The organism is Thalassospira sp. (assembly GCF_030690045.1).
Classification (GTDB): domain Bacteria; phylum Pseudomonadota; class Alphaproteobacteria; order Rhodospirillales; family Thalassospiraceae; genus Thalassospira.
Window position 1 is genome coordinate 101,704 of the sequence record NZ_JAUYHK010000021.1, and the last position, 20,659, is coordinate 122,362.

Here is a 20,659-nt window from a genome sequence, read left to right on the forward strand (position 1 = left end):
TGTCCAAATTCAACCTGAGATTTTATTTTCGGATGGACAAAATGTCCTGGTTTGTGCGGGGCTCAACTTGCCTCGGGCAGCCAGATTGTGAATGTCGTTCCCTGATCGGGGGTGCTGGTAACGGAAAAATCGCCGCCTTGTCGGTCGATCAGGGTTCTGCTGATGGAGAGGCCAAGGCCCGTACCTTCGCGCCGTTTGGTGGTGAAGAACGGATCGAAAATCCTTTCCAGTGTTTCGGGCGTCATGCCGGTGCCCGTATCACGGACTTCGATGATCACACCCCGATGTCCTTTGCGGTCTTCGTCGTAATCGCGCAATGTCAGTTTGCCCGGTTCGGGCATGGCGTGAACGGCATTGACAATCAGATTGACCAGAACCTGTTGCAGTTCGGTGCGATTCATCAACACAAGCCGTGTTGCGCGATGATCAAAAACAACATCAATTTCTCCACGGGTCAAAAGATGCTGAACCAGCGGCATGCAATCCCTGATGACATTGGCGGGAACATGCCGTTCGACATAACCGGCATATTCTTCGGGCCGGGCAAATTGCAAAAGTTTGGTCACGATCAGGGCGATGCGCGTGACCTGTTCATCAATCAGGCGAAATTCGGTGCTGGCGATATCGGCGCGATCACCCAGCAAGCTGTGCATGACCTCCAGATTGCCCTGCAAGACGGCGATGGGGTTATTGATTTCATGCGCGACACCGGCGGTAATTTCGCCAATTGCCGCCAGTTTTTCGGACATGATCAATTGTTTGGTCGTGGTTTCCAGTTGCCGGTTGGCTTGTTGCAATTCCCTGGTACGTTCATCAACACGGGTATTTAACTGTTCGTTCCATGTCCTTAATGCCCGGTCGCGTTCCTGAACCTGTTCCAGCAAATCATCCAGATGCACCGCGACGCGGGTAATTTCATCGCGGGCCAGCGTCAGGCCGGTTCGGGCACCGAGATCGCCGCTTTCGACCTTGGCGATGGTCTGTGTCATGCGTTCAAGCGGCTTGAAAATACCCCGTGCCCAGCGCAGGAATAACGGAACAGTAAAGATTGTGACGGCTAGAAATGCCGCAATGATCATCAACAGGGTTTCATTTTTTGTCTGGCGAAAGGGGGCCTCAAGAAAACCGACATACAACATGCCGACCCGCGTGCCAAAACTGTCGATGATCGGCTCGTAGGCCGATATATACCAGTCATTGACGACAAAGGCGCGATCCAGCCAGACGCGACCCTGCCCCAGAACGGTGTCACGTACCACTGCTGAAACCCGTGTACCCAAAGCCCGCCGGTCTTCAAACAGGCGGACATTGGTGCTGATGCGGACATCATCAAGAAACAGGGTTGCGGTGCCCTGACTGCCTTCCGGAAGGCTGGCCTTGCGGTAGACCAGATCATTGATGGTATCAATGAAAACAAGATTTTGGTTCAGTAAAATCCCGCCGATCAGGACAGCTTGCCTGCCATCTGAAAGCCTTACCGGGCTTGCGGAATGCACGACCATGCCACGGGTTTCGCTTTTGCGGCTTGTGGGAACGGCATTGGGTGTGAGAACCAGATCAAGTCGGGCCCGTTCTGCCAAATCCGGGGAAATTGCAGCCAGATCGTTATCTTCAAAAATATCAATGGCGGTGGTGGCTGTGCCGTCAAGGGCCGTGGCAATAACCGGCCAGTTCATATTTGCGTCGGGTTGGGCCCCAAAGGGCGAGGCTGCGCCAATTGTGCCATCCCGATCCGTTATATAAAGAAAATCAAGGCCCAGTTTTTTGCGGTTTTCTTCCAGCAGGATTGCCAGTTTTCCGGGGTCTTTGGTATCCATCACATTCCGAAAGGACACGGACTGGCCCAGTGACCTGATATGTTCCCCGGTATTGTCCAGAATATGGCTGACATATTGATGGGCGATGGTCAGATCGCCATTGACCTTCGAGATCAGCAGGCTGTCAAATTTGGTGTTCCAGCGGGCCATCATGACGCCCAGCAACAATGGCAATATCACCAGTGTTGGCAACAGGGCAATCGCCAGCAGGCGAAAGCGGACGGATCGCCGTTCTCCGGAAAAGATATTGTTTTTCAATAATTCAATCATTCCATGCCGCGCATTTGCGGTCGATGGTTTTGCGCGATATTCCCAACCGGCGGGCGGCCTCGCTGCGATTGCCATCGGTTTTTAACAACATGGTCATGATGTGACGCCGTTCGACATCTTCCAGTGTTTCGACCGGTTCGTCGTTGTTTTGACCAGAAAGGGACTGTTTGCGAAATTCGACCGGAAATTTGCCAAGGATCAGGGATCGTTCGATCAGATTGCGCAATTCGCGCACATTGCCGGGCCAGTCATAGGCGGCCAGTCCGGCCTGAACCGAACCGTCAATCAGGACAGGTGGCATGCCAAGCTGTTTGGACAGTTTCGCCATAAACAGTTTGGCCAGTTCAAGCGAATCATCACCGCGCTGGCGCAGGGGCGGCATGGCAATTTGCATGACATTGATGCGATAAAACAAATCGGCACGAAACCGACCTTTTTCGACTTCCTGTTCCAGATTGGCATTGGTGGCAAAGACAAAACGCAGATCAACCGGGACTTCGCGTTCCGATCCGACAGGCCGGATGCGCCGGTCTTCGATGGCGCGCAGCAACTTGCTTTGGGTGGCAAAGGGTAATTCGGCAATTTCATCCAGAAACAATGTCCCGCCCTGTGCATGCATGAACAGGCCGTCGCGTGCCGATTGCGCCCCGGTAAAGGCACCTTTCAGATGGCCAAACAATTCCGCCTCGATCATATCGGTGGGAATTGCTGCGCAATTGACGGGGACAAACGGCTTTTGGGCGCGGTCTGACAAGGCGTGGATCGACCGGGCGGTGACTTCCTTGCCAGTGCCGGATTCACCCGAAATCAGGATGGTGGTGGGCAAATGGGCGACCCGTGAAATCGTATCGCGGACCTCCTGAATTTCTGGTGAAAACCCGATCAGTTTGTCGCGCAACAAAACATGGTCGGAGGTTGCCTGCAATTCGTGGCGCAAGACATAATTTTCACTGCGTAACTGCATACGATCCAGACAGCGCGCGACCGCATTCAAAAGCTGGTTGGAGCGAAATGGCTTGAGGACAAAATCAACCGCCCCGGCCCGCAGGGCCTTGATCGCGGTGTCAAGATCGGCATAGGCCGTCATCAGGATGGCATCGGCGAAAAAACCGATCTTGCGTTGTTCGGCAAGCCATTCTACACCGGTTTTTCCGGGCATGATGTTATCAAGGATCACGACATCATAATGATTGGCATCAAGCTTGCGCGAGGCGTCGGCGGCATCGGATGCTTCTTCAAGATGTTTGCAGCGCGGGCCAAGGGTTCGGACCAGAAAATTGCGCATTCCCGGTTCATCATCGACAATCAGGATGGATGCCTGCGCCAGCCAGGGACCAAATTCCGGTCCGGTTGCTGTCTCGGCAATCTTGCCTGGCGCGGTCGATCTCATGGCGTTCCTCCGATGATATGATTTTTCTTGTTTGAGGGCAGCTTAGATGAGTCTCGCCTGAAATGTAAAATGATCAAGCAATCAGGATGATTATTCCATCAGCCCGGTTGCGGCGTGATCGCGCAATTGCCGGTGCAAAAAGTCAACAAACAGCCGGACCTTGGCTGACAGATTATGACGTTCGGGATAGACAGCATAAATATCGGTATCAAGCTGGGCGTATTTCGGCAGGACAAGTGCCAGCCGCCCGGCATGAACATGGCGGGCGATATCCCATTCGGACCGCAACATGATGCCATGCCCGTCCAGCACCCATTTCAGGGCGATTTCGCCGTCATTGCTGCTGAGTGTGCCGCGTACCTTCACACTTTCGGTCTGTGTTCCGCGCTGGAGGCGCCATAAATCATAACTTTCGGTATCCTGACGCAGGATGATGCAATTGTGACCGGTAAGGTCGGTCAGGCGTTTGGGGGTGCCGGCCTGTTCAAGATAGGACGGGGCCGCGCATAAAAAACGCCGGTTGCGGTGCAGTTTGCGCGCCGTCAGGCGGTTGTTGGGCAGGCCACCAAACCAGATGCCAAGATCAAATCCTTGTTCAACCAGATTGATCGGCGCATCGGTCAGGACCAGTTGCACCTCGACATCCGGGTAACGCCGGTAAAATTCCGATATTACCGGGGCGACATATTCGCGCCCGAACCCGAATGTCGCATTGACCCGCAGCAACCCGGCGGGGTTTTGCCGCGCCGTGGACAGGCGTTGCTCGATCTCGTCGATCTCGTGCATGATTTTGACGGCACTTTGGTAATAGGCCTCGCCCTCGCCGGTCAGGCTGACGCGGCGCGTGGTGCGGTTCATCAACCGCACACCCAGCCGGTCTTCGAGTTTCGCCAGCCTTTTGCTGATGGCAGGCGGCGACAGGTTCAGTTCAAGGGCGGCGGCGGACAAATTGCCCTTGCGCGCCAGCAAGACAAAAAAGGCAAGGTCGCTGTCTGTGGCCATTTTTAACCTGTGCGACATAATGAAATAAATAATCGGAAATTATACTGATTCGATAAAAAATATACAGTGCAAATGATCAATTGTTTTGCGTCCAAATACGGGATTGTAGCTTATGAAAAACTATCGGATTGCCGCCATTCCCGGTGATGGTATTGGCAAGGAAGTCATTGCGGCGGGTGTCGAGGTTCTGGAAATTCTGGCAAAGCGCGATGGCGGGTTTGGCCTGTCATTTGACCATTACGATTGGGGATCGGATTATTACAAACAACATGGCGTGATGATGCCCGCCGATGGCCTTGCGCAAATCCGGAATTGCGACGCCATTTATTTCGGGGCGGTTGGTGCGCCCGATGTGCCGGATCATCTGACATTGTGGGGATTGCGACTGGCGATTTGTCAGCCGTTCGATCAATATGCCAATGTCCGCCCGACCCGTATTTTGCCGGGTATTGAAAGCCCGCTGCGCAATGTCGGGCCGGGGGATCTGGACTGGGTGATTGTGCGCGAAAATTCCGAAGGTGAATATGCCGGACAGGGCGGGCGGTCACATCGTGGCCTGCCCGAAGAAGTGGCAACAGAGGTATCGATTTTCACCCGGGCCGGGGTGACGCGGATCATGAAATTTGCCTTTGACATGGCACGATCCCGCCCGCGCAAGAAACTGACGGTGGTGACCAAATCCAATGCGCAGCGCAACGGCATGGTGATGTGGGATGAAATCGCCGCCGAGGTCGCGGCAGATTACCCGGATGTTACATGGGACAAGATGCTGGTTGATGCCATGACCATGCGTATGACCTTGCACCCGGAAACGCTTGATACCATTGTTGCGACCAATCTGCATGCCGATATCCTGTCTGATCTTGCGGCGGCGTTGGCCGGGTCGCTGGGCATTGCGCCGACCGCGAACCTTAATCCCGAAGGCATCTTTCCATCGATGTTTGAACCGATTCACGGGTCGGCGTTTGACATTACCGGCAAAGGCATTGCCAATCCGGTTGCCACATTCTGGAGCGCGGTGATGATGCTGGAACATTTGGGTGAACCCGCCGCGGCCGGGCGTTTGATGCGGGCGGTGGAGCGGGTCACCGCCGACCCGGCGCTGCATACGCCCGATTTGGGCGGGGTGGCAACCACCCGCGATGTGACTGATGCGGTAATTGCGGCCATTCATGGCGACAATGCCTGATGGCCTTTTCGGGCTGATTTTTGCAAAACGATGTGTTGTAAGGAATGAATGATGACACCCAAAAGCCATAAAATCGCAGTCATCGCCGGGGACGGTATTGGCACCGAAGTCATGCCCGAAGGGGTGCGTGTGCTGAATGCTGCTGCACAGAAATTCGGCATTGATCTGCATTTCGAGACGTTCGATTTTGCTTCCTGCGATTATTACCTTGAGCATGGCAAGATGATGCCCGACGACTGGAAATCGCAAATCGGTCATCACGATGCGATTTTCTTTGGCGCTGTGGGCTGGCCCGCCAAGGTACCCGATCATATTTCCCTGTGGGAATCGCTGATCCTGTTTCGGCGTGAATTTGATCAATATGTCAATTTGCGCCCGGTACGCCTGATGCCCGGCGTGCCATCGCCACTGGCCGGACGCAAACCGGGCGATATTGATTTTTACGTGGTGCGCGAAAACACCGAAGGCGAATATTCATCGGTCGGCGGCAAGATGTATCCGGGGACGGACCGCGAAATCGTTTTGCAGGAAACTGTGATGTCACGGATCGGGGTGGATCGTATTTTGCGATTTGCCTTTGATCTGGCCCAAAAACGCGACCGTAAACATCTGACATCCGCCACCAAATCAAACGGCATTTCCATCACCATGCCCTATTGGGATGAACGGGTGGAAGAAATGGCGAAAAATTATGGCGATGTGCGCTGGGACAAATACCATATCGATATCCTGACTGCGCATTTCGTGCTTAATCCTGACCGGTTTGATGTGGTGGTGGCGTCCAATCTGTTTGGCGATATTCTGTCCGACCTTGGTCCGGCCTGTACCGGCACCATTGGTATTGCGCCGTCGGGCAATATCAATCCAGAAGGCAAATTTCCGTCACTGTTTGAGCCGGTGCATGGTTCGGCCCCGGATATTGCGGGCAAGGGTATTGCCAATCCGATTGGTCAGATATGGGCTGGGGCGATGATGCTGGATCATCTGGGCCATCGCGACGCCCATGACGGTATTTTGCGTGCAATCGAGGCGGTGCTGGTGGATGACAATCTGCGCACCGGCGATCTTAAGGGCAAGGCCGATACCGTCACCTGCGGCAAGGCGATTGCCGATGCGGTTCTCGCCCTGTAACCGGGCAAAGAAAAACACCGCCGGGCGAAACCCGGCGGTGTTGAAAATCTGTTGGTGGCCTGATCCGATCAGGCCTTGGCGGTCGCCGCACCCGACGGACCGGTCGTCTTTTTGGCATCGCCTTTGACAAATTCGGAGGCCTTGCGTTTGCCTTCTTCAAATTCGTCCTTGAAGCGTTCCTTCATTTCGGCGGCGTCAAAATCGACCGTCGTGCCACCCTTGGCAAAGTGCCATGCAAAAACGCGGCCCAGCGCATAGGTCGAGGCAGCGGCAAGGGCGGGCATGGCGACCATGCCAAACACGGAACCGATCACCGGAACGCCCCGGACCAGCGATGCGGCGGTATAGCCGACACCGGTTGCCGGAAGGACGGTTGCGATCAGGGTGCCAATGGCATTTTTAACGGCATATTCTGAAAAACGAACGTCGTAAATATCGCAAAGTTTGGCGATCATCCGGATTTGAACGGTGCTGCTGGTGGCCATTTCAAGGAACGGCACCGGTATCAATCCGCCAACAGCCGCATAAATCGCATGGCGATGAATGCAGTCTTTCGACAGCGCCAGAGTTTCATCTGCGACAGAGATTTCGTCTTCTGACACAGTCGAGGTTGCTGCTTCGCTCATAACGGCCTCTTTCCTTTGGAATTCAAAAACTGTTTTGACCCAACCGCAAGTCTAAATGCCATCATAGTGTATTCAGCTGGGTCATGCAACTAACGGAATCTATTGCAAATATGACAAATCCTGCGGTTTTATTGCGGCGCGCGCGGTGCCGGGGTTGCTTCTGATTCATTCAGGGTGCGCTGATGTTCCGGCAAGGCCGGGGTGTCGCCCTGTGCTGCGTCGGTCAGCGGCACGGGAACCTGTGGCAAGCTGGATGACGGATTCTGGTCGGTGGCGGGGCGAACCGGTGTCATTCTGGCACCATCAACACCGGGCGAAACCGCATTTTGCGGGGCGATATCGCGCAGGCGGGCATTCATTTCCGTCGGGTTGGCGGCTGGCGCACGGGAATCTTCGGTCAGTTCGGCGTCGGTTGCCGGTTGCGGTTCATCGGGCCCGGTATTGAGAATAACTGGCAGGCCATCCTTGCCGCCAATGATGATGGTCTTGCTGTTGCGCGATGTGGCAAGGGCCATCGTTGCCTCGATCCCGCGCAGTTTCAGATATTCACCGGTAATGGTGCGCGCGACGATATCCTGAAATTCCCGGATACCTTCGGCTTCGATGCGTTTGCGTTCTTTTTCTTTTTCTTCGCGGGCAATGCGGAAATCATATTCCAGCATCGCCTGATATTGTTCGGCCTTGCGTTCAATCGCCTCGGCCACCCGTTCAGGCAGGGTCACACTGCGGATCAGGACATCTTCCACCGTTACCATGCGTCCCTGAAAACTTTGATTGATCAGGGATGATCCCAGTTCATTGACCATGCGTTCGAGAATTTCGGCCTGAATGAAGGCGCGGGTTTCGGTATAGAGCTGTTCCGGGGTGTAACGCGAGATCAGTTCGCGGGCCTGTGATCCGATTTCCGGATAGACCAGAATTTCCGGGAAATTCGGCCCGACCAGTTTGTGCAGCATGCCTGCGGTATCGGGGTTGATGCGATAGCGCACGGCGATATCCACCTGCATCGCCAGACCATTGGATGAAATGGTGTCATAGATGCGCGCATTGTTTTGCAGACGCGCATCATAGATATACATTTCATCCCACGGGAAAATCATGTGGATGCCTTCGCCAAAACTGCGATCAATCACTGTTCCGCCAAAAAAGCGATACCACAATACCCCGGTATGACCGGCTGGGATGGTAATGAAAATCCGGGGGGCCAGCACGATCATGCCGATCACGATGAAAAACAGGGTGATCAGGATCGACATCGAATGACGATGGATCAGGCGTGCCACGCCATCCAGCATCCGCTGGACATGGCGGCGCAGGGAAAACCGTTTCGGAGTCGGGGTTGCCGGAATGTCCGGGCCTGATGCCGTGTTGTCGGTGTCGCGTGTGTCAGCCATTCAAAATCTCGTTCACGGCCTGTAAAATAAGGTTTTGCATAAGGGTCGTGATCCGGGGTTATTCGATTTCAGTATCGTTGATCTTGCGGCGCAGCGCACGCGAAGGCCGGGCCACAAGTTGCACCAGAAAATCGCCAAGCGGCGTGATGATCAGGGCCAGCACAAAATGTCCGATAAAGCCAAATGCCGTTTGGCGACCGATCAGGCCGCACAATATTGCAGCGATCAGATACAGAATAATAACGGCGACGTACATGATTTCCCCCTGTGTGTCCCCGAAACCGGGTCCATAGTCTGTCATCGTAGGGCCGTTGCCCGATACCGACAATCCCAAATTCCATTCCATGCAGAACGGTGCCGACTTCAGGCGGCTTTCGGGCTGTATTTTTCGGCAACGACTTTTTTGCCTTCATCGAATTTTTCGCGGAAATAACTGTCGGTTTTTTTCGGGTCGAAGGTCAGAATCGTGCCGCCTGCGGCGAAATGTTGCTGAAACACCTTGCCCAGCGCATAGGTAAAGGCGGCAGTAAAGACCGGCATTGTCAGGGCCTTCAGGCCATACCCCAAAACCGGAACCATTCTGGCGATCCCGTAAAACAGGCCCGACCCGACCAGCGACTTGCCCATCAGATTGGCCGTCAGGCTTGTCAGGAGGGAGGCGACTACTGATTTTCCACTGTTATAGGAAAACGGCACCTCGTAAACATCGCTGAGCTCGGCCAGCATTTTAAGCTGGATGGCGATTGTTGCCGATGTATCCACCACCGGTATCGGGATCAGCCCGGTGCCCAGCGCCCATAACATATTGTTACTGATCACATTATTGCCGCGCAAATGGCGGCGGCGTTCTGTCTGGATTTGCTTTTTGTCGTTTTTGTCGTTGCTCATGACCGGTTTTGCCCCAACCTGTTCAAACCAAAAAGAAAGTAAACGCTTGCACGCCGCCCCGCAATCGTTAATGGAAAACAGCACGGCTACTTGACGCTGACGGTTTGTCGGGCAAGCATGAGGTGGGGGAAATCAATGCGGAAATACCATATGACCAATGTCACCGGATTCGTATCACGCAATATCGGGAAACGATTGTGAGTCTGTCTTTCAAGATCGGGATGTCGTTGTCGTTGGTGCTGGCAGCGGCCCTTGCCCTGACCACGGTTCTGAATTTTCTGCGGTTTGATGAAACCCTGCATGATTTTCTGAGCCAGCGCATGACCGTGATCCTCAGCGAGGCAAGGCGCGAAATGCTGACGGGACTCGATCTGGGCCTGCGGCTGGAAAATCTGGAAAATCTGTCGGACGGGCTTGAACGTCATATGCGTGCCGCCGATGACATCCGGGCGATCGAGGTTTTGGGATGTGACGGCAGCCTGATCACCGGTGCTGGTGATGTTGGGGGCTCATATGCGGGTTTTGTCACACCAACGACCGATCAATGGGAAATTTTGGGCGAGGCGGATGTGATTTCCGGGGCGATTTTGCGTGACAGTGTCGGGCAATGCGCGGGTTATGTCCGCATCATTGCCAATATTGCCGATTACCGCGCCACCCTGGACCGGGCCTTTGTCAATTTGTGGCAGGCCGCCGCCCTTGGCATGATGACCATCGTGCCGGTTTTGCTGGTTCTGGTGATATTGATGCGCCGTCGTCACCGGATTTTTGTCGAATTGCAAACCGATCTTGACCGTGCCATCGCCGGGGAACAATCGGGCGGGCCGACCCATGATGGCGATGCCCTGACCGCCGGGGAACGGCAGATGATTGGCCTTTATCGCGAAGTGCGCGATAAATTGACGACGGATCATCCGTCCGGCAATGGCAGAGGGACAAAGCCATGACGGCGATCCCGGCGAAACGGAAAACCGGTTTTTTCGGCGGAACGATCTGGATTCTGCTTTTGGTCAGTGTCGTGGCGTTGTGTATTTCTCTGGTCGGGATTTCATGGCGGGCGGCCAATCTGGCCGAAAATGATTTGCGCATCGATATGGGCAAAAAAGCCCAGATTGAAATTCATGTTCTGGCGACCAAGATTGAACGCGCCGAAAGGCTGGGCATACCGATTCCCGATCTGGTCGGTTTTGCCGATTTGTTTGCCGGGATGCAGGCCGGTGATCCGGATTTGATGTTTGCCGCAATTCGCGATTCCGGCGGGATGATCCTGCATGCTGCCGGGGTGTCGAAAACCGATATTGCCAGCAGTCTGGAACAGGGGAACGACGCCGGGGATACGTCCCATATCGTCACTTGGCGGCAATTGGGCGCATATCAACTGGTGATCGGTCATGACCGGGCGGCCCTGATGCGGCCCCTGACCGATAATCTGTTTGATATTGTGGTGGTGCTGGTGGTGGCGCTGGCGCTGTCGTTTGAATTGATGTTGCTGGTTCTGACCGTCAATGTCGCCTTGCCGGTCCGGGTCGCCAGCCGGGTTCTGGACAATATGCGCGATGGCAAATTTTCCCTGCTGCACGGGCAAAGCAGCCGTGATGAAATTGGTCAGTTCATGGCCCGGATCAACGCGGTCATCACCAGTACAGCCCGCAATATTGGTGCCAAGGCCAAACCGGCCCGCGAAGTCCGTCTGATTGGCGTGCGGATGCTGGCGTTTTTGTTTGTCCTGTCCGAAGAACTGGCCCGCCCGATCATGCCGACCTTTTTTGCCGAGGTGACGGCAGGAACGATGGACGGGCAACTGGGGGCCGGAACGGTAATGGCGATCCATCTTTTGATGATTGCGATTGCCATGCCGTTGTGCAGTCTGGTGCAAGGGCGGATCGGGTCGTTGCGGATGTATCTGGTTGGGGCGGGGCTTGCGACGATTGGTCTGTTTGGCACCGCCTTTGCCGGTGGTTTTTGGGATCTGGTGATCTGGCGGGCTTTTTCGGGATTTGGCTATGCCACCACCTTTGTCGCCTGTCAGGGATATGTTCTGGACGCGACAAGCGATAAAAACCGCACCCAAGGGTCGGCGATGATGGTTAGCGGCATCATGCTGGCCGATATTTGCGGCCCGGCGATTGGCGGCATCATCGCCAGCCATGTTGGATCGGCAGTGGCCTTTATGATGGGCGGGGGTGTGGCGTTGCTGTCGGTGGCGCTGGCATTTTTGCTGATTGACGGGGCTGTTCGGGGTGACAAAGCCCCGCCGGTGCCGACAAAGGCAGCATTTCGGGCTTTGTTGCGCAATCGGCGTTTTGTGGTGCTGGTTCTGTTTGCCGCCGCCCCGGCCAAACTGATCCTGAGCGGATTTTTATATTATATGGTGCCATTTGCCCTGTGGCAGACCGGGGCCAATATTGCCGAAATGGGTCGTGTGATTATGATTTATGGTCTAGTGGCGTTGTTGTCGGGCTGGTTCATTGCCCGGTGGACCGACGCCAAACAGGCAGAAACCCGTGCGGTTGGTATTGGCGGCGGGCTGACCGCCCTTGGCCTGATCGGGGCGGGGTTGGTGCCGGGATTTGGCATGATGGCATTGGCGGTTGGTTTGTTGGGGTTGGCACATGCGACATCAATCCCGGCGCAATTATCGGCCAGCCTGAAACTGAGCAAGGATTTTGTCGATCTTCATGGTTCCGGCCCGGTTCTGGCAGTCTTGCGCCTGTCGGAACGTCTGGGCGGAGCGTTGGGTCCGATCAGTGGGGCATGGCTGGTGGTGACGTTTGGGGTGGTGGATGCGATGTTGTATATGGGGTTGTTTGCCCTGTTTTGCGTCATCTGCTTTGAAATTCTGATTGGCAAGGTGCCAAAAGACACCACCCCGCAAGCGGAAGGTACAAAATGATCCGCAAAATTGTCCGATGCGTGTTGCTGGTTGGGGTATTACTGGTTATGGCGGCCCCGGTGTTGCGGGCACAGGAAGCCGATCCGTTTCGCATCGCCCTGATTTTGTGGCGGGGCGAGACCGAGGTGGAGAAAGGCTTTCACGATTATTTCACCAGCCAGAACATCCCGGTTGTCTTTGAAACCTACAATCTTGATCGCAATATGGATGCGATGCCGGGCATTCTGGAAACCATCCGGCGCGATCCGCCCGATCTGGTCTATACATGGGGAACCGGCATTACGATGGCGGCGGTCGGACCGCATGACGCGGTTGATCCGGCCCGCCATATCACCGATATCCCGGTGGTGTTTGTGATGGTGTCGGCCCCCTGGCAAACCGGCATTGCCGCACCGCAAGGACAAACCCGCCCCAATGTCACAGGGGCGGCGCATATCGCGCCGTTATCGGCCCAGATCAATGCCATTCGCGCCTATCGTCCGATGGATCGTCTGGGGGTGGTGTTTAATGCGGACGAGGCAAATTCGGTCGCCAATATCGCCGATCTGACGGCATTGGGACAGGAAATGGAGTTTGAAGTCCTGCCCGCCCCGCTGGGCGATGGAGATTCCCCGGCCAACCCCGAAGACATTGCAGGCAAAGTGGCAGAACTGGCGAAACAGGGGGCCGATTTTTTATATATCGGGCCGGATAACTTTATTGGCACCTATCGCGATATTCTGACCGGGGCCGGGTTTGACAATGGTCTGGCAACCTTTAGCGCCACCGAACTTGAAATTCGTGATGGGCAGGCCATGTTTGGACTGGTCAGTCGTTATGAACTGGTCGGGCGACTGGCGGCGACCAAGGCGGTGCAGATTTTGCGCGACAATGTTGCACCTGGCGATATTCCGGTGGAAACACTGGAAAGGTTTTCCTATCTGATCCGGCTGTCGGCGGCCAAACGTCTTGAATTATACCCGCCTCTGCCCTTGCTTGATTACGCGGAAATTATTGAATAATGCAGATCAAACGCCTGCAAGACCGGCATCTGGCCGATATTATCGCCCTGCATCATCTTGTGCTGGCCGGAATTCCGGCGGGGTTTGCGGCGCGTGAAAGCGATGATTTTTTTGCCGGTCATCTTGACCAAAGTGGTCGGATTTTTGGCATTTATGCCGAAGGTACCCTGATGGTCTATGGCGTTTTGGGATTGCCCAGACCGGGTGATGCCAATTTTGGCAATGATCACCATCTGCCCACAGAACTTTTGCCCAAGGTTGCCCATATTGACGGGGTGGCGGTGCATCCGGCATGGCGCGGGCAGGGATGGCAACGCAAAATGATTGCCTTTCGTCTGGCACAGGCTCCCCAATTTGGGCGCGACATTGCGTTATCAACCGCCGCACCGGCCAACCGGCCCAGTGTGATCAGTTTGTTGTCCTGCGGGCTGAGCATTCGGGGCATTGTCGAAAAATTTGGCGGGACGCGCTATTTGATGCGGCGCGATCTTGTCACCGGGGTGAACAATGATACCGCTATATCAGCAGACGCCATGACATCGTCGCAATGGCTGATTATGGATGATCTGCAACAACAGCAACAGGCATTGGCGCAAGGGCGGATCGGATATGCCTTTGCGCAGACAGACGGGATCGATATGATCGCCTATGGTCGGGCCACTATGGATCATTATGGCAGGGTGAGTAAATGATGACGCAGCAAACCACAACGATGGCAGAAGATGTTGCAGAACGTGACGTTCTGATCACCCAATTGCGCCAGTCACGGGCACAGGAAACGGTAGAACGCCATGCGACCTATTCCGCCGTTGGCGGGTTTATACCCTTGCCGCTGGTTGATATTGCCAGCGTGATCGCGGTTAATGTCAGCATGTTGCGATCCCTGTCGGAATATTATGATCAGCCGTTTGAACGCAGTCGGACGGTGGCGCTTGTCGGTGCGGTGGCAACATCACTGTTGGCATCGGGATCAGGGTCGGTGGCGACATGGGCCTTGGCGCGAATCGTGCCGGGGGCCAATGTGATTGGTATGGCGGCGGCATCGACGGTGGCGGCCATTCTGACCCGGCGTCTGGGCGGCGTTTTTATCGCCCATTTCGAGGCAGGCGGCACCATTTTCGATTTCAACGAAGACCAGTTGCGCGAAGCGATTGACGCCTTGCGCGCAGCCTCTGCGCAAAAGCGTGGCAAGACAGCCCCGGCCTGACGGCGCGATCAGTTACTGTAATTGCGACGGGGCTGGGGGATTTCCTCTGCAAAATTCTGTTGCCAGGTGCAGGCATTGTCGCCCGCCTGCCAATAGCAGGCCGCCCCGTCATGGAAAGGCAGGAAATTGCCCTTTTCCTTTAAATCGCTGGCGGTCAGGCTGTGAAAAGCCGGATGCATGGTGCGCAGTTCCGCAATATTTTCATGGACCACCCGCGACAGCCAATAAATGACATAGGGATTGGCCGGGGCATAGGCGATCACTGATGCCTTGAAACCATAGGATTCAACAGGTTCGTTTTGCCCCGGATAGGTGTTGGCAGGCAGGGCCTGATGGAAAAAATAACTGTTTTTGTCGATCAGTTGATCCGTTCCCGGCCCGCCCATACCAACCACCCGCGCCTTGCAGGCCGATATCGTATCGAGAATCGGTGTTGCCGGATGGCCGATCCACAGGCCATAGGCATCAATGAAATCATCACAAATGCCGATCTGGTTATAATCCTGCGCCACGCCGTAAATCGTTCGCAGGTCTTGTGCGGTGATGTCATAGCTGCTTAAAAGTTCGGTCCACAGGGCGCGTGATGCCGACCCTTCTGGGCCAACATTGATACGTTTGCCCCGCAAATCGGCGACGGAACGAATTCCGGAATCCGGACGAACCACCAGCAACCCCATTTCATCATGCAAGGACATGACTGATCGTGCGCCGGGAATCGGGCTGATACCCTGGGCGGCATCCCAATTGGTGTTGGATTGCACGATGGCGACCTGAACGCGGCCTTCTTTCATCAGTTCGACATTGCTGGCGACCCCGCGTGACCGCAAGGGTACGCAGCGGATATGATGCTGCTCATAGGTCTGGCGCATCAATTCGCAAACTTTTCCGGCGACCTGAAAATAAACGCCGGTCGTGCTGCCGCTATAAATTGCCAGATAATATTCTTTCTGGCGGCGGGTGCTGTTGTTGTCACTGTCGGTCATGCCTGGCACGCCATCAACACCTTGCCAGTCAGTCTGATATTGTGACAGGGGAATCGCGTCGGGTTTATAGGGGTATTCGCTGAAATTGCTGCGGTTTGATGATGTGCCGTTTGCAAGAGATTCTGTTGGGACCTGGTTTAGCGGTACCATGACATCCTGTGCCAATGCGTGGCCGACCCATCCGGCGCAGGCGATGATCGCAACGCCAAGCAGACCACAAATTCCGTTAAGGCAGGGCGAATATGTGCGCGCAGATGTCATGATTACTCTTGAAGACACGGAAACTGAAACAACCTACATGATGAGGATTAGCATAATCATCGTCGATATTTAAGATTATCATATAAACTTTTGAGGCGGGCCGATATTCTGCACCCCCGAACATCTGAAGCGAGACAAGAATTGCCCGATGCGTTGCCTTTTTTACCGGATGCGAGACCTGCCGATGCAACAATTGTGGGGGATGAAACGGCGATTCTGAGCCGCGATTGTATTGCGCAGGCGCAGGCGACAATGGGCGGGTGGCCGGAATACCGGCCCAGTCCGCTATTGTCTGCGCCCGGTCTGGCGAAAATGCTGGATGTCGGGGCGGTGTGGATCAAGGATGAAAGCGAACGGTTCGGCCTGGGCGGTGTCAAGGCGTTGGGCGCACCCTATGGCCTGTTGATGATGCTGGATGATCACGGGGTTCCACCGGGCAGTGATGCTTGCGGTAACTATACCGCCGTGGCGGCGACCGATGGCAATCATGGTCTGGCGTTGGCATGGGCGGCGGCGCGGTTTGGCTGTCATGCCCGGATTTATGTCGGGCGCGATATCGATGTTGGTCGGACGCAGCGCATTCGCGATGCCGGGGCGGAAATTGTGGTTGTTGAGGGGACCTATGACGATGCGGTTCTGGCCGCCGAACGTGATGCCGAAACCCCGTCCGTTTTGCTGGTGACCGACACCGATTATACCGGTGATCTGACGGTGACACGGGCGATCATGGCGGGATATGCCATTCTGGGGATCGAAGCCGCCAGACAGTTAAAGGATGCGGGGGCGCAGCCATCGCATGTTTTCCTGCAATGCGGCGTTGGCGGCATGGCGGCCGGAATTGCCACCGGACTTTGGCAGGCCAGCGGCGTCAAACCGGCGGTGATCACGGTGGAGGCGACGAATGCTGCCTGTCTTGATGCCAGCCTGCGGGTGGGTAAACCGGTTGCCGTTCCCGGTACGCTGGCAACCCGGATGGTCGGGTTATCCTGCGGGCGGCCCAGCAAGCCTGCCTTTGATATTTTGCGCGATCTTGCCGTGGGCAGCGTGATTGTCGATGACGATACCGCGAAACAGGTGCAGGACACGATGATGGCCGGGGTCAATGGCGATGCCCCCCTTGCCACCGGGGATACCGGGGTGGCGGGCATTGCCGGATTGTGGCAGGCTGCAACGTCCCCCGATCTGCGCAGCCGTCTTGGGCTGAACCGGCAAAGCTGTGTTCTGGTGGTCAATAGCGAAGGGCCGTTGCCACCGCAATATGCCTGATTATTTTACCGTTTCGATCTGACCGTCGCGCATGTGATAGATATGATCTGCGCGGTCGAACCAGCGGTCATCATGGGTGACACAAATGATCATTTTGCCCTGCGCCCGCAATTCGGGCAGCAGTTTTTCATAAAAGAACGCCCTGAAATGCGGATCCTGATCGGCGGCCCATTCATCAAGGACCAGAACCGGCTTGTTTTCCAGCAATGCTGCAACAAGGGCCAGGCGCTTGCGTTGTCCCTGTGACAGGTCGGTGGTGGAAAAACGGTTGCCGGTCAGGGTGACCTTGGTGTCGATTTCCATCTGATGCAACAGGCGGTTGGCCTGATCCGGGTCGATATCTTCATGTCCGTAAAGTTCAGAAAACAAATGATAGTCGGAAAACACCGTGGCAATGCAATCGCGCCATGATTGCATCCGGGTAGGGTCAATATCCACATCATCCACTGCAATCGCCCCGGACGCCACCGGGCGCAATCCGGTCAGAAGGGCGATCAGCGTGGATTTTCCCGATCCGTTGCCGCCGGTAATAAAACTGATTTCACCACGCCGAAAGGTGATGGAAAGCGGCCCGACGGCAAAACCCCGGCCATCAGTCGGATCGCGATAGGCAAAACTGGCATCGCGCAGTACGATTTCGCGGGGATCAAGTGCCGGCCATTGCGCCGTGTTGTCGCTGCCATGATGATCGCGGGCGAGTTCATCCTGCATTTCCTGATCCAGCGCATTGAGGCGCGACAGGGCATTTTCGGCATCGCCAAGGGCGGGGATGGTTTGCATGAAAGCACCAATCGGGCCGATCATGAACAGGGCGGCGGTGGTGGTTTGCATTGCCATGTCGTGATAATCGGTGGTGAACATCGGCACGACAAACACCATCATTCCCATCATCAGATAGAAGGCGAGTTGAATCATCGCAAATTCCCGCCCCCATTGTTCCTTGATGGTGGTTTTGGCCGTGCGGGCATCGTGGGAAAAACCATGCAGATCGGTCAGCAAATCCTGTTCGCGGGTGCGATTCAGGCGGACTTCCTTAAAACCATGTAAAAGGTCGGTCAATCCGCCAAACAGGCGACCTTCATCGGCGGTGGCCTTTTGTCCGGCGGCCAGAACGGCGCGCATGCGATGAATATGGACAAAGGCGGCGACTGCGCTGAAAATCGCGATCATCACAAAAGCAATGACCGATAATGATGCCAGATAAAGACTGACAAAGACCAGCATGACCATCTGTTGCACGCCAATCAAAATCATCGGCAGGGATGTGGAAATATTTTGCATTTCCTGGGTCAGGGCGGACTGCAAACGCCCCTGTCCGATGCGGGCCAAAAGATCCGGCCCGGCGGCGCGTACCCCGTCGAACAGCCGCACCCGCATATCATGCAGGATATATTCAACTTCGCGGGCGGTAATCAGATTGGCCTTTTTTTGTGCCCAGGCAAAACCCAGAACCGATACCGCCATCAGGGCGAGCAGACGTAAACTGACATCCCCATTGGATGCCTGTTCGGCGGCCATATTGACGACCATCAGGATCAGGGTGGTGGAAATTGCCGCCAACGCCGACAGGGCAATTACCCCGCGCAGGCTGACCCGTGCCCGGGTTCGGATCAGCTTAATCAGCAGCATTTTGCGACCCTCCCGGTGCGGTATTGGTGGTGATTTCATCCAGACGTCCACCTTCAAGATGGAACCGGCGGTCGGCGACGTCGAAATAATGGTCGTCATGGGTGACGGCGATCACCATCATGCCACGCGATTTCAGATCGGGCAGAATTTCGTGGTAAAATTTGCGCCGGAAATACGGGTCCTGATCGGCAGCCCATTCATCAAGCACAAGGATCGGCCGGTTTTCCAGAATGGCAACCAGCAAGGCAAGGCGTTTGCGTTGGCCCTGCGACAGGTCGGTGGTGACAAAACGGCCATCGCGAATGGCGGTAACATGATCGATTTCCAGCCGGTGCAGCCAGAATGCCGCATCGTCGGGGTTGATATCGGACATGCCATACAGCCGCGCAAACAGATGAAAATCAGAAAACACCGTGGCGATCAAACCGCGCCATGCCGGAATGCTTTGCGGGCCGATGCGCAGATCATCAAGGGTGATATGGCCGCGATCCGGGCGATAAAGGGCCGTCAGAAGTTTGATCAGGGTGGATTTTCCCGACCCGTTACCGCCGGTGATAAACACCAGTTCATCGCGTTTAAGCGTGATATCAATCGGCCCCAGATGAAATCCATGCGCCGGGTCATCGCGGCCATAGGCAAATTCAACATCCTGAAAGGTAATGGTTTTGAAATCATCCGGAATGGTGATCGGCGCACCATCGGCCACCGGTTCAACCATTTTTTCCAGATCGGCGGCAAGGTCGATCATCCGGGCGGCGGCATTTTCGGCTGCCCCCAATGTTGACCATGATTGCACGACCATGCTGATCGGGCCGATCATGAATAAAACGGCGGTACTGACTTTCATCACCGATCCGCTGAAATCCGGGGAATAGACAGGTACGACAAACACCACAACGGCCAGCAGCACATAAAACGCGACCATGCCAATGATCGATTGTTGAAAAATCAATCCATGCAGGGCAGTGCCAGATATTTCCTTTTGTTCGGAAATGTCGCCAAAAGCCGCGCCAAGGGCCGCGCTGCGGCGTGATGACATGCGAACTTCCTTGATGCCGTAAAACAGGTCGGCAACCCGTTCAAACATCCGGTTTTCAATGCCGCAGACTGAATAATAAATCGCGCCAAGCTGTTTGCCTGATTTCAGATAAATGAATGTACCTAGCGCAATGACGGTGATCACCAGAACAAAGGCCAGTGTGGACAGCCAGAAAATATACAACATCACCGCAATCACCAGCAGGGCAGACCGAAAGGCGATGGCCAGTACCGGCGAATTTTGCGAGATTGTCTGACTGTTTTGGGTGATGCTTTCATAGAGGCGGGCCTGACCGAATTGTTCGAGCCGGGCAAAGTCGGCCCGCGCAATCAGATCCAGCAGATTGCCACGCACCCGGTCAATGCCGGTTTCGACTTGTGCGCCGATGCGGCCAATCAGGTAAATTTCCGACAGGAAATAGACAGTCGCGGTAACGGCAAAGGCTCCGGCCAAAAGCCAGTCGACCTGATCAACACCATTATCGACGATTTCGGCGGCCGCGGTATTGACGATGCCCAGCAAAACCGCACTGCCGCCGCCCGAAAGGGCCGCGCACACCGTCAGACGGGTCAGAAGCCTGTGATCGCCAGAAGACAGCAGATCAAGCAATTTCATCGGTTTACCATTTCCCCAACGCGCACCGGTCACATTTGGGCGACTGTAAACATGGCCC

At 55.3% G+C, this 20,659-nt stretch carries 18 protein-coding genes; 8 read left to right on the forward strand and 10 right to left on the reverse strand.

Translation table 11 applies throughout. The features are described 5' to 3' along the window. Window positions 1-62: 62 nt before the first annotated feature. The 3 genes from Q8O73_RS17780 to Q8O73_RS17790 all read right to left on the reverse strand — a co-directional run bounded on the left by Q8O73_RS17780 (window position 63) and on the right by Q8O73_RS17790 (window position 4,479). Window positions 63-2,075 carry an ATP-binding protein gene (locus Q8O73_RS17780; RefSeq protein WP_305559543.1) on the reverse strand — a complete coding sequence of 671 codons (2,013 nt, stop codon included), beginning with the start codon at window positions 2,073-2,075 and terminating at the stop codon, window positions 63-65. Window positions 2,076-2,079: 4 nt separating this feature from the next. Next, window positions 2,080-3,477, reverse strand: a complete 1,398-nt coding sequence (locus tag Q8O73_RS17785) for a sigma-54 dependent transcriptional regulator (RefSeq protein ID WP_305559544.1) — start codon at window positions 3,475-3,477, stop codon at window positions 2,080-2,082. Window positions 3,478-3,567: 90 nt separating this feature from the next. Further along, window positions 3,568-4,479 (reverse strand): LysR substrate-binding domain-containing protein, encoded by a 912-nt coding sequence (locus Q8O73_RS17790; RefSeq protein WP_305559545.1) that lies wholly within the window; start codon window positions 4,477-4,479, stop codon window positions 3,568-3,570. A 112-nt stretch (window positions 4,480-4,591) separates the two neighbouring features. Between Q8O73_RS17790 and Q8O73_RS17795 the strand changes: the two genes are divergently transcribed. Together Q8O73_RS17795 and Q8O73_RS17800 are read left to right on the forward strand one after the other, a co-directional pair. Continuing rightward, entirely contained in the window at window positions 4,592-5,668 is a 1,077-nt protein-coding gene (locus Q8O73_RS17795) for a tartrate dehydrogenase (RefSeq protein ID WP_305559546.1), read from the forward strand. A 51-nt stretch (window positions 5,669-5,719) separates the two neighbouring features. Continuing rightward, window positions 5,720-6,799, forward strand: a complete 1,080-nt coding sequence (locus Q8O73_RS17800) for a tartrate dehydrogenase (protein ID WP_305559774.1) — start codon at window positions 5,720-5,722, stop codon at window positions 6,797-6,799. Window positions 6,800-6,867: 68 nt separating this feature from the next. Here the strand turns inward: Q8O73_RS17800 and Q8O73_RS17805 are convergent, their stop codons facing one another. The 4 genes from Q8O73_RS17805 to Q8O73_RS17820 all read right to left on the reverse strand — a co-directional run bounded on the left by Q8O73_RS17805 (window position 6,868) and on the right by Q8O73_RS17820 (window position 9,707). Further along, window positions 6,868-7,425: a YcjF family protein gene (locus Q8O73_RS17805; protein WP_305559547.1), complete on the reverse strand. Its 558-nt coding sequence runs from the start codon at window positions 7,423-7,425 to the stop codon at window positions 6,868-6,870. Window positions 7,426-7,553: 128 nt separating this feature from the next. Continuing rightward, a complete protein-coding gene (locus tag Q8O73_RS17810; RefSeq protein WP_305559548.1) occupies window positions 7,554-8,819 on the reverse strand; it encodes an SPFH domain-containing protein in 1,266 nt (421 codons plus the stop codon). Window positions 8,820-8,877: 58 nt separating this feature from the next. Continuing rightward, complete coding sequence (locus Q8O73_RS17815) at window positions 8,878-9,075, reverse strand: hypothetical protein (RefSeq protein WP_305559549.1); 198 nt, start codon at window positions 9,073-9,075, stop codon at window positions 8,878-8,880. Window positions 9,076-9,182: 107 nt separating this feature from the next. Continuing rightward, on the reverse strand, window positions 9,183-9,707 hold the full coding sequence (locus tag Q8O73_RS17820; RefSeq protein ID WP_305559550.1) for a YcjF family protein: 525 nt from the start codon (window positions 9,705-9,707) through the stop codon (window positions 9,183-9,185). Between the two features lie 197 nt (window positions 9,708-9,904). On the opposite strand from Q8O73_RS17820, the gene Q8O73_RS17825 reads away from it, so the two are divergent. From Q8O73_RS17825 to Q8O73_RS17845, 5 genes are read left to right on the forward strand one after another with little or no spacing between them, the layout of a single operon-like run. Next, window positions 9,905-10,654, forward strand: coding sequence for a hypothetical protein (locus Q8O73_RS17825; protein WP_305559551.1), 750 nt, complete (start codon window positions 9,905-9,907; stop codon window positions 10,652-10,654). Further along, complete coding sequence (locus tag Q8O73_RS17830; RefSeq protein WP_305559552.1) at window positions 10,651-12,600, forward strand: MFS transporter; 1,950 nt, start codon at window positions 10,651-10,653, stop codon at window positions 12,598-12,600. Before Q8O73_RS17825 ends, Q8O73_RS17830 begins: the two co-directional genes overlap by 4 nt. Beyond that, complete coding sequence (locus Q8O73_RS17835; protein ID WP_305559553.1) at window positions 12,597-13,601, forward strand: ABC transporter substrate-binding protein; 1,005 nt, start codon at window positions 12,597-12,599, stop codon at window positions 13,599-13,601. Before Q8O73_RS17830 ends, Q8O73_RS17835 begins: the two co-directional genes overlap by 4 nt. Then, the gene (locus Q8O73_RS17840) at window positions 13,601-14,293 is read left to right on the forward strand and encodes a GNAT family N-acetyltransferase (protein WP_305559554.1); all 693 of its coding nucleotides are present in this window, start codon (window positions 13,601-13,603) and stop codon (window positions 14,291-14,293) included. Before Q8O73_RS17835 ends, Q8O73_RS17840 begins: the two co-directional genes overlap by 1 nt. After that, window positions 14,290-14,808, forward strand: coding sequence for a YcjF family protein (locus tag Q8O73_RS17845; protein ID WP_305559555.1), 519 nt, complete (start codon window positions 14,290-14,292; stop codon window positions 14,806-14,808). The genes Q8O73_RS17840 and Q8O73_RS17845 overlap by 4 nt, the downstream gene beginning before the upstream one ends. Window positions 14,809-14,816: 8 nt before the next feature. On the opposite strand, the gene Q8O73_RS17850 is transcribed toward Q8O73_RS17845, so the two are convergent. Beyond that, window positions 14,817-16,052: a TAXI family TRAP transporter solute-binding subunit gene (locus Q8O73_RS17850; RefSeq protein WP_305559556.1), complete on the reverse strand. Its 1,236-nt coding sequence runs from the start codon at window positions 16,050-16,052 to the stop codon at window positions 14,817-14,819. 195 nt (window positions 16,053-16,247) lie between these two features. Here Q8O73_RS17850 and Q8O73_RS17855 point away from each other — a divergent pair, with 195 nt between their 5' ends. Next, a complete protein-coding gene (locus Q8O73_RS17855; protein ID WP_305559557.1) occupies window positions 16,248-17,318 on the forward strand; it encodes a diaminopropionate ammonia-lyase in 1,071 nt (356 codons plus the stop codon). Here Q8O73_RS17855 and Q8O73_RS17860 read toward each other — a convergent pair whose 3' ends face one another. Together Q8O73_RS17860 and Q8O73_RS17865 are read right to left on the reverse strand one after the other, a co-directional pair. After that, the gene (locus Q8O73_RS17860; protein ID WP_305559558.1) at window positions 17,319-18,947 is read right to left on the reverse strand and encodes a cyclic peptide export ABC transporter; all 1,629 of its coding nucleotides are present in this window, start codon (window positions 18,945-18,947) and stop codon (window positions 17,319-17,321) included. Then, window positions 18,934-20,601 carry a cyclic peptide export ABC transporter gene (locus tag Q8O73_RS17865; RefSeq protein ID WP_305559559.1) on the reverse strand — a complete coding sequence of 556 codons (1,668 nt, stop codon included), beginning with the start codon at window positions 20,599-20,601 and terminating at the stop codon, window positions 18,934-18,936. The genes Q8O73_RS17860 and Q8O73_RS17865 overlap by 14 nt, the downstream gene beginning before the upstream one ends. Window positions 20,602-20,659 lie beyond the last annotated feature (58 nt).

Coding starts and splice junctions, on each gene's coding strand:
- Q8O73_RS17785 (WP_305559544.1), bottom strand. CDS start 3,477: ATGAGATCGACCGCGCCAGGCAAGATTGCCGAGACAGCAACCGGACCG.
- Q8O73_RS17790 (WP_305559545.1), bottom strand. CDS start 4,479: ATGGCCACAGACAGCGACCTTGCCTTTTTTGTCTTGCTGGCGCGCAAG.
- Q8O73_RS17795 (WP_305559546.1), top strand. CDS start 4,592: ATGAAAAACTATCGGATTGCCGCCATTCCCGGTGATGGTATTGGCAAG.
- Q8O73_RS17800 (WP_305559774.1), top strand. CDS start 5,720: ATGACACCCAAAAGCCATAAAATCGCAGTCATCGCCGGGGACGGTATT.
- Q8O73_RS17805 (WP_305559547.1), bottom strand. CDS start 7,425: ATGAGCGAAGCAGCAACCTCGACTGTGTCAGAAGACGAAATCTCTGTC.
- Q8O73_RS17810 (WP_305559548.1), bottom strand. CDS start 8,819: ATGGCTGACACACGCGACACCGACAACACGGCATCAGGCCCGGACATT.
- Q8O73_RS17815 (WP_305559549.1), bottom strand. CDS start 9,075: ATGTACGTCGCCGTTATTATTCTGTATCTGATCGCTGCAATATTGTGC.
- Q8O73_RS17820 (WP_305559550.1), bottom strand. CDS start 9,707: ATGAGCAACGACAAAAACGACAAAAAGCAAATCCAGACAGAACGCCGC.
- Q8O73_RS17830 (WP_305559552.1), top strand. CDS start 10,651: ATGACGGCGATCCCGGCGAAACGGAAAACCGGTTTTTTCGGCGGAACG.
- Q8O73_RS17835 (WP_305559553.1), top strand. CDS start 12,597: ATGATCCGCAAAATTGTCCGATGCGTGTTGCTGGTTGGGGTATTACTG.
- Q8O73_RS17840 (WP_305559554.1), top strand. CDS start 13,601: ATGCAGATCAAACGCCTGCAAGACCGGCATCTGGCCGATATTATCGCC.
- Q8O73_RS17845 (WP_305559555.1), top strand. CDS start 14,290: ATGATGACGCAGCAAACCACAACGATGGCAGAAGATGTTGCAGAACGT.
- Q8O73_RS17850 (WP_305559556.1), bottom strand. CDS start 16,052: ATGACATCTGCGCGCACATATTCGCCCTGCCTTAACGGAATTTGTGGT.
- Q8O73_RS17860 (WP_305559558.1), bottom strand. CDS start 18,947: ATGCTGCTGATTAAGCTGATCCGAACCCGGGCACGGGTCAGCCTGCGC.
- Q8O73_RS17865 (WP_305559559.1), bottom strand. CDS start 20,601: ATGAAATTGCTTGATCTGCTGTCTTCTGGCGATCACAGGCTTCTGACC.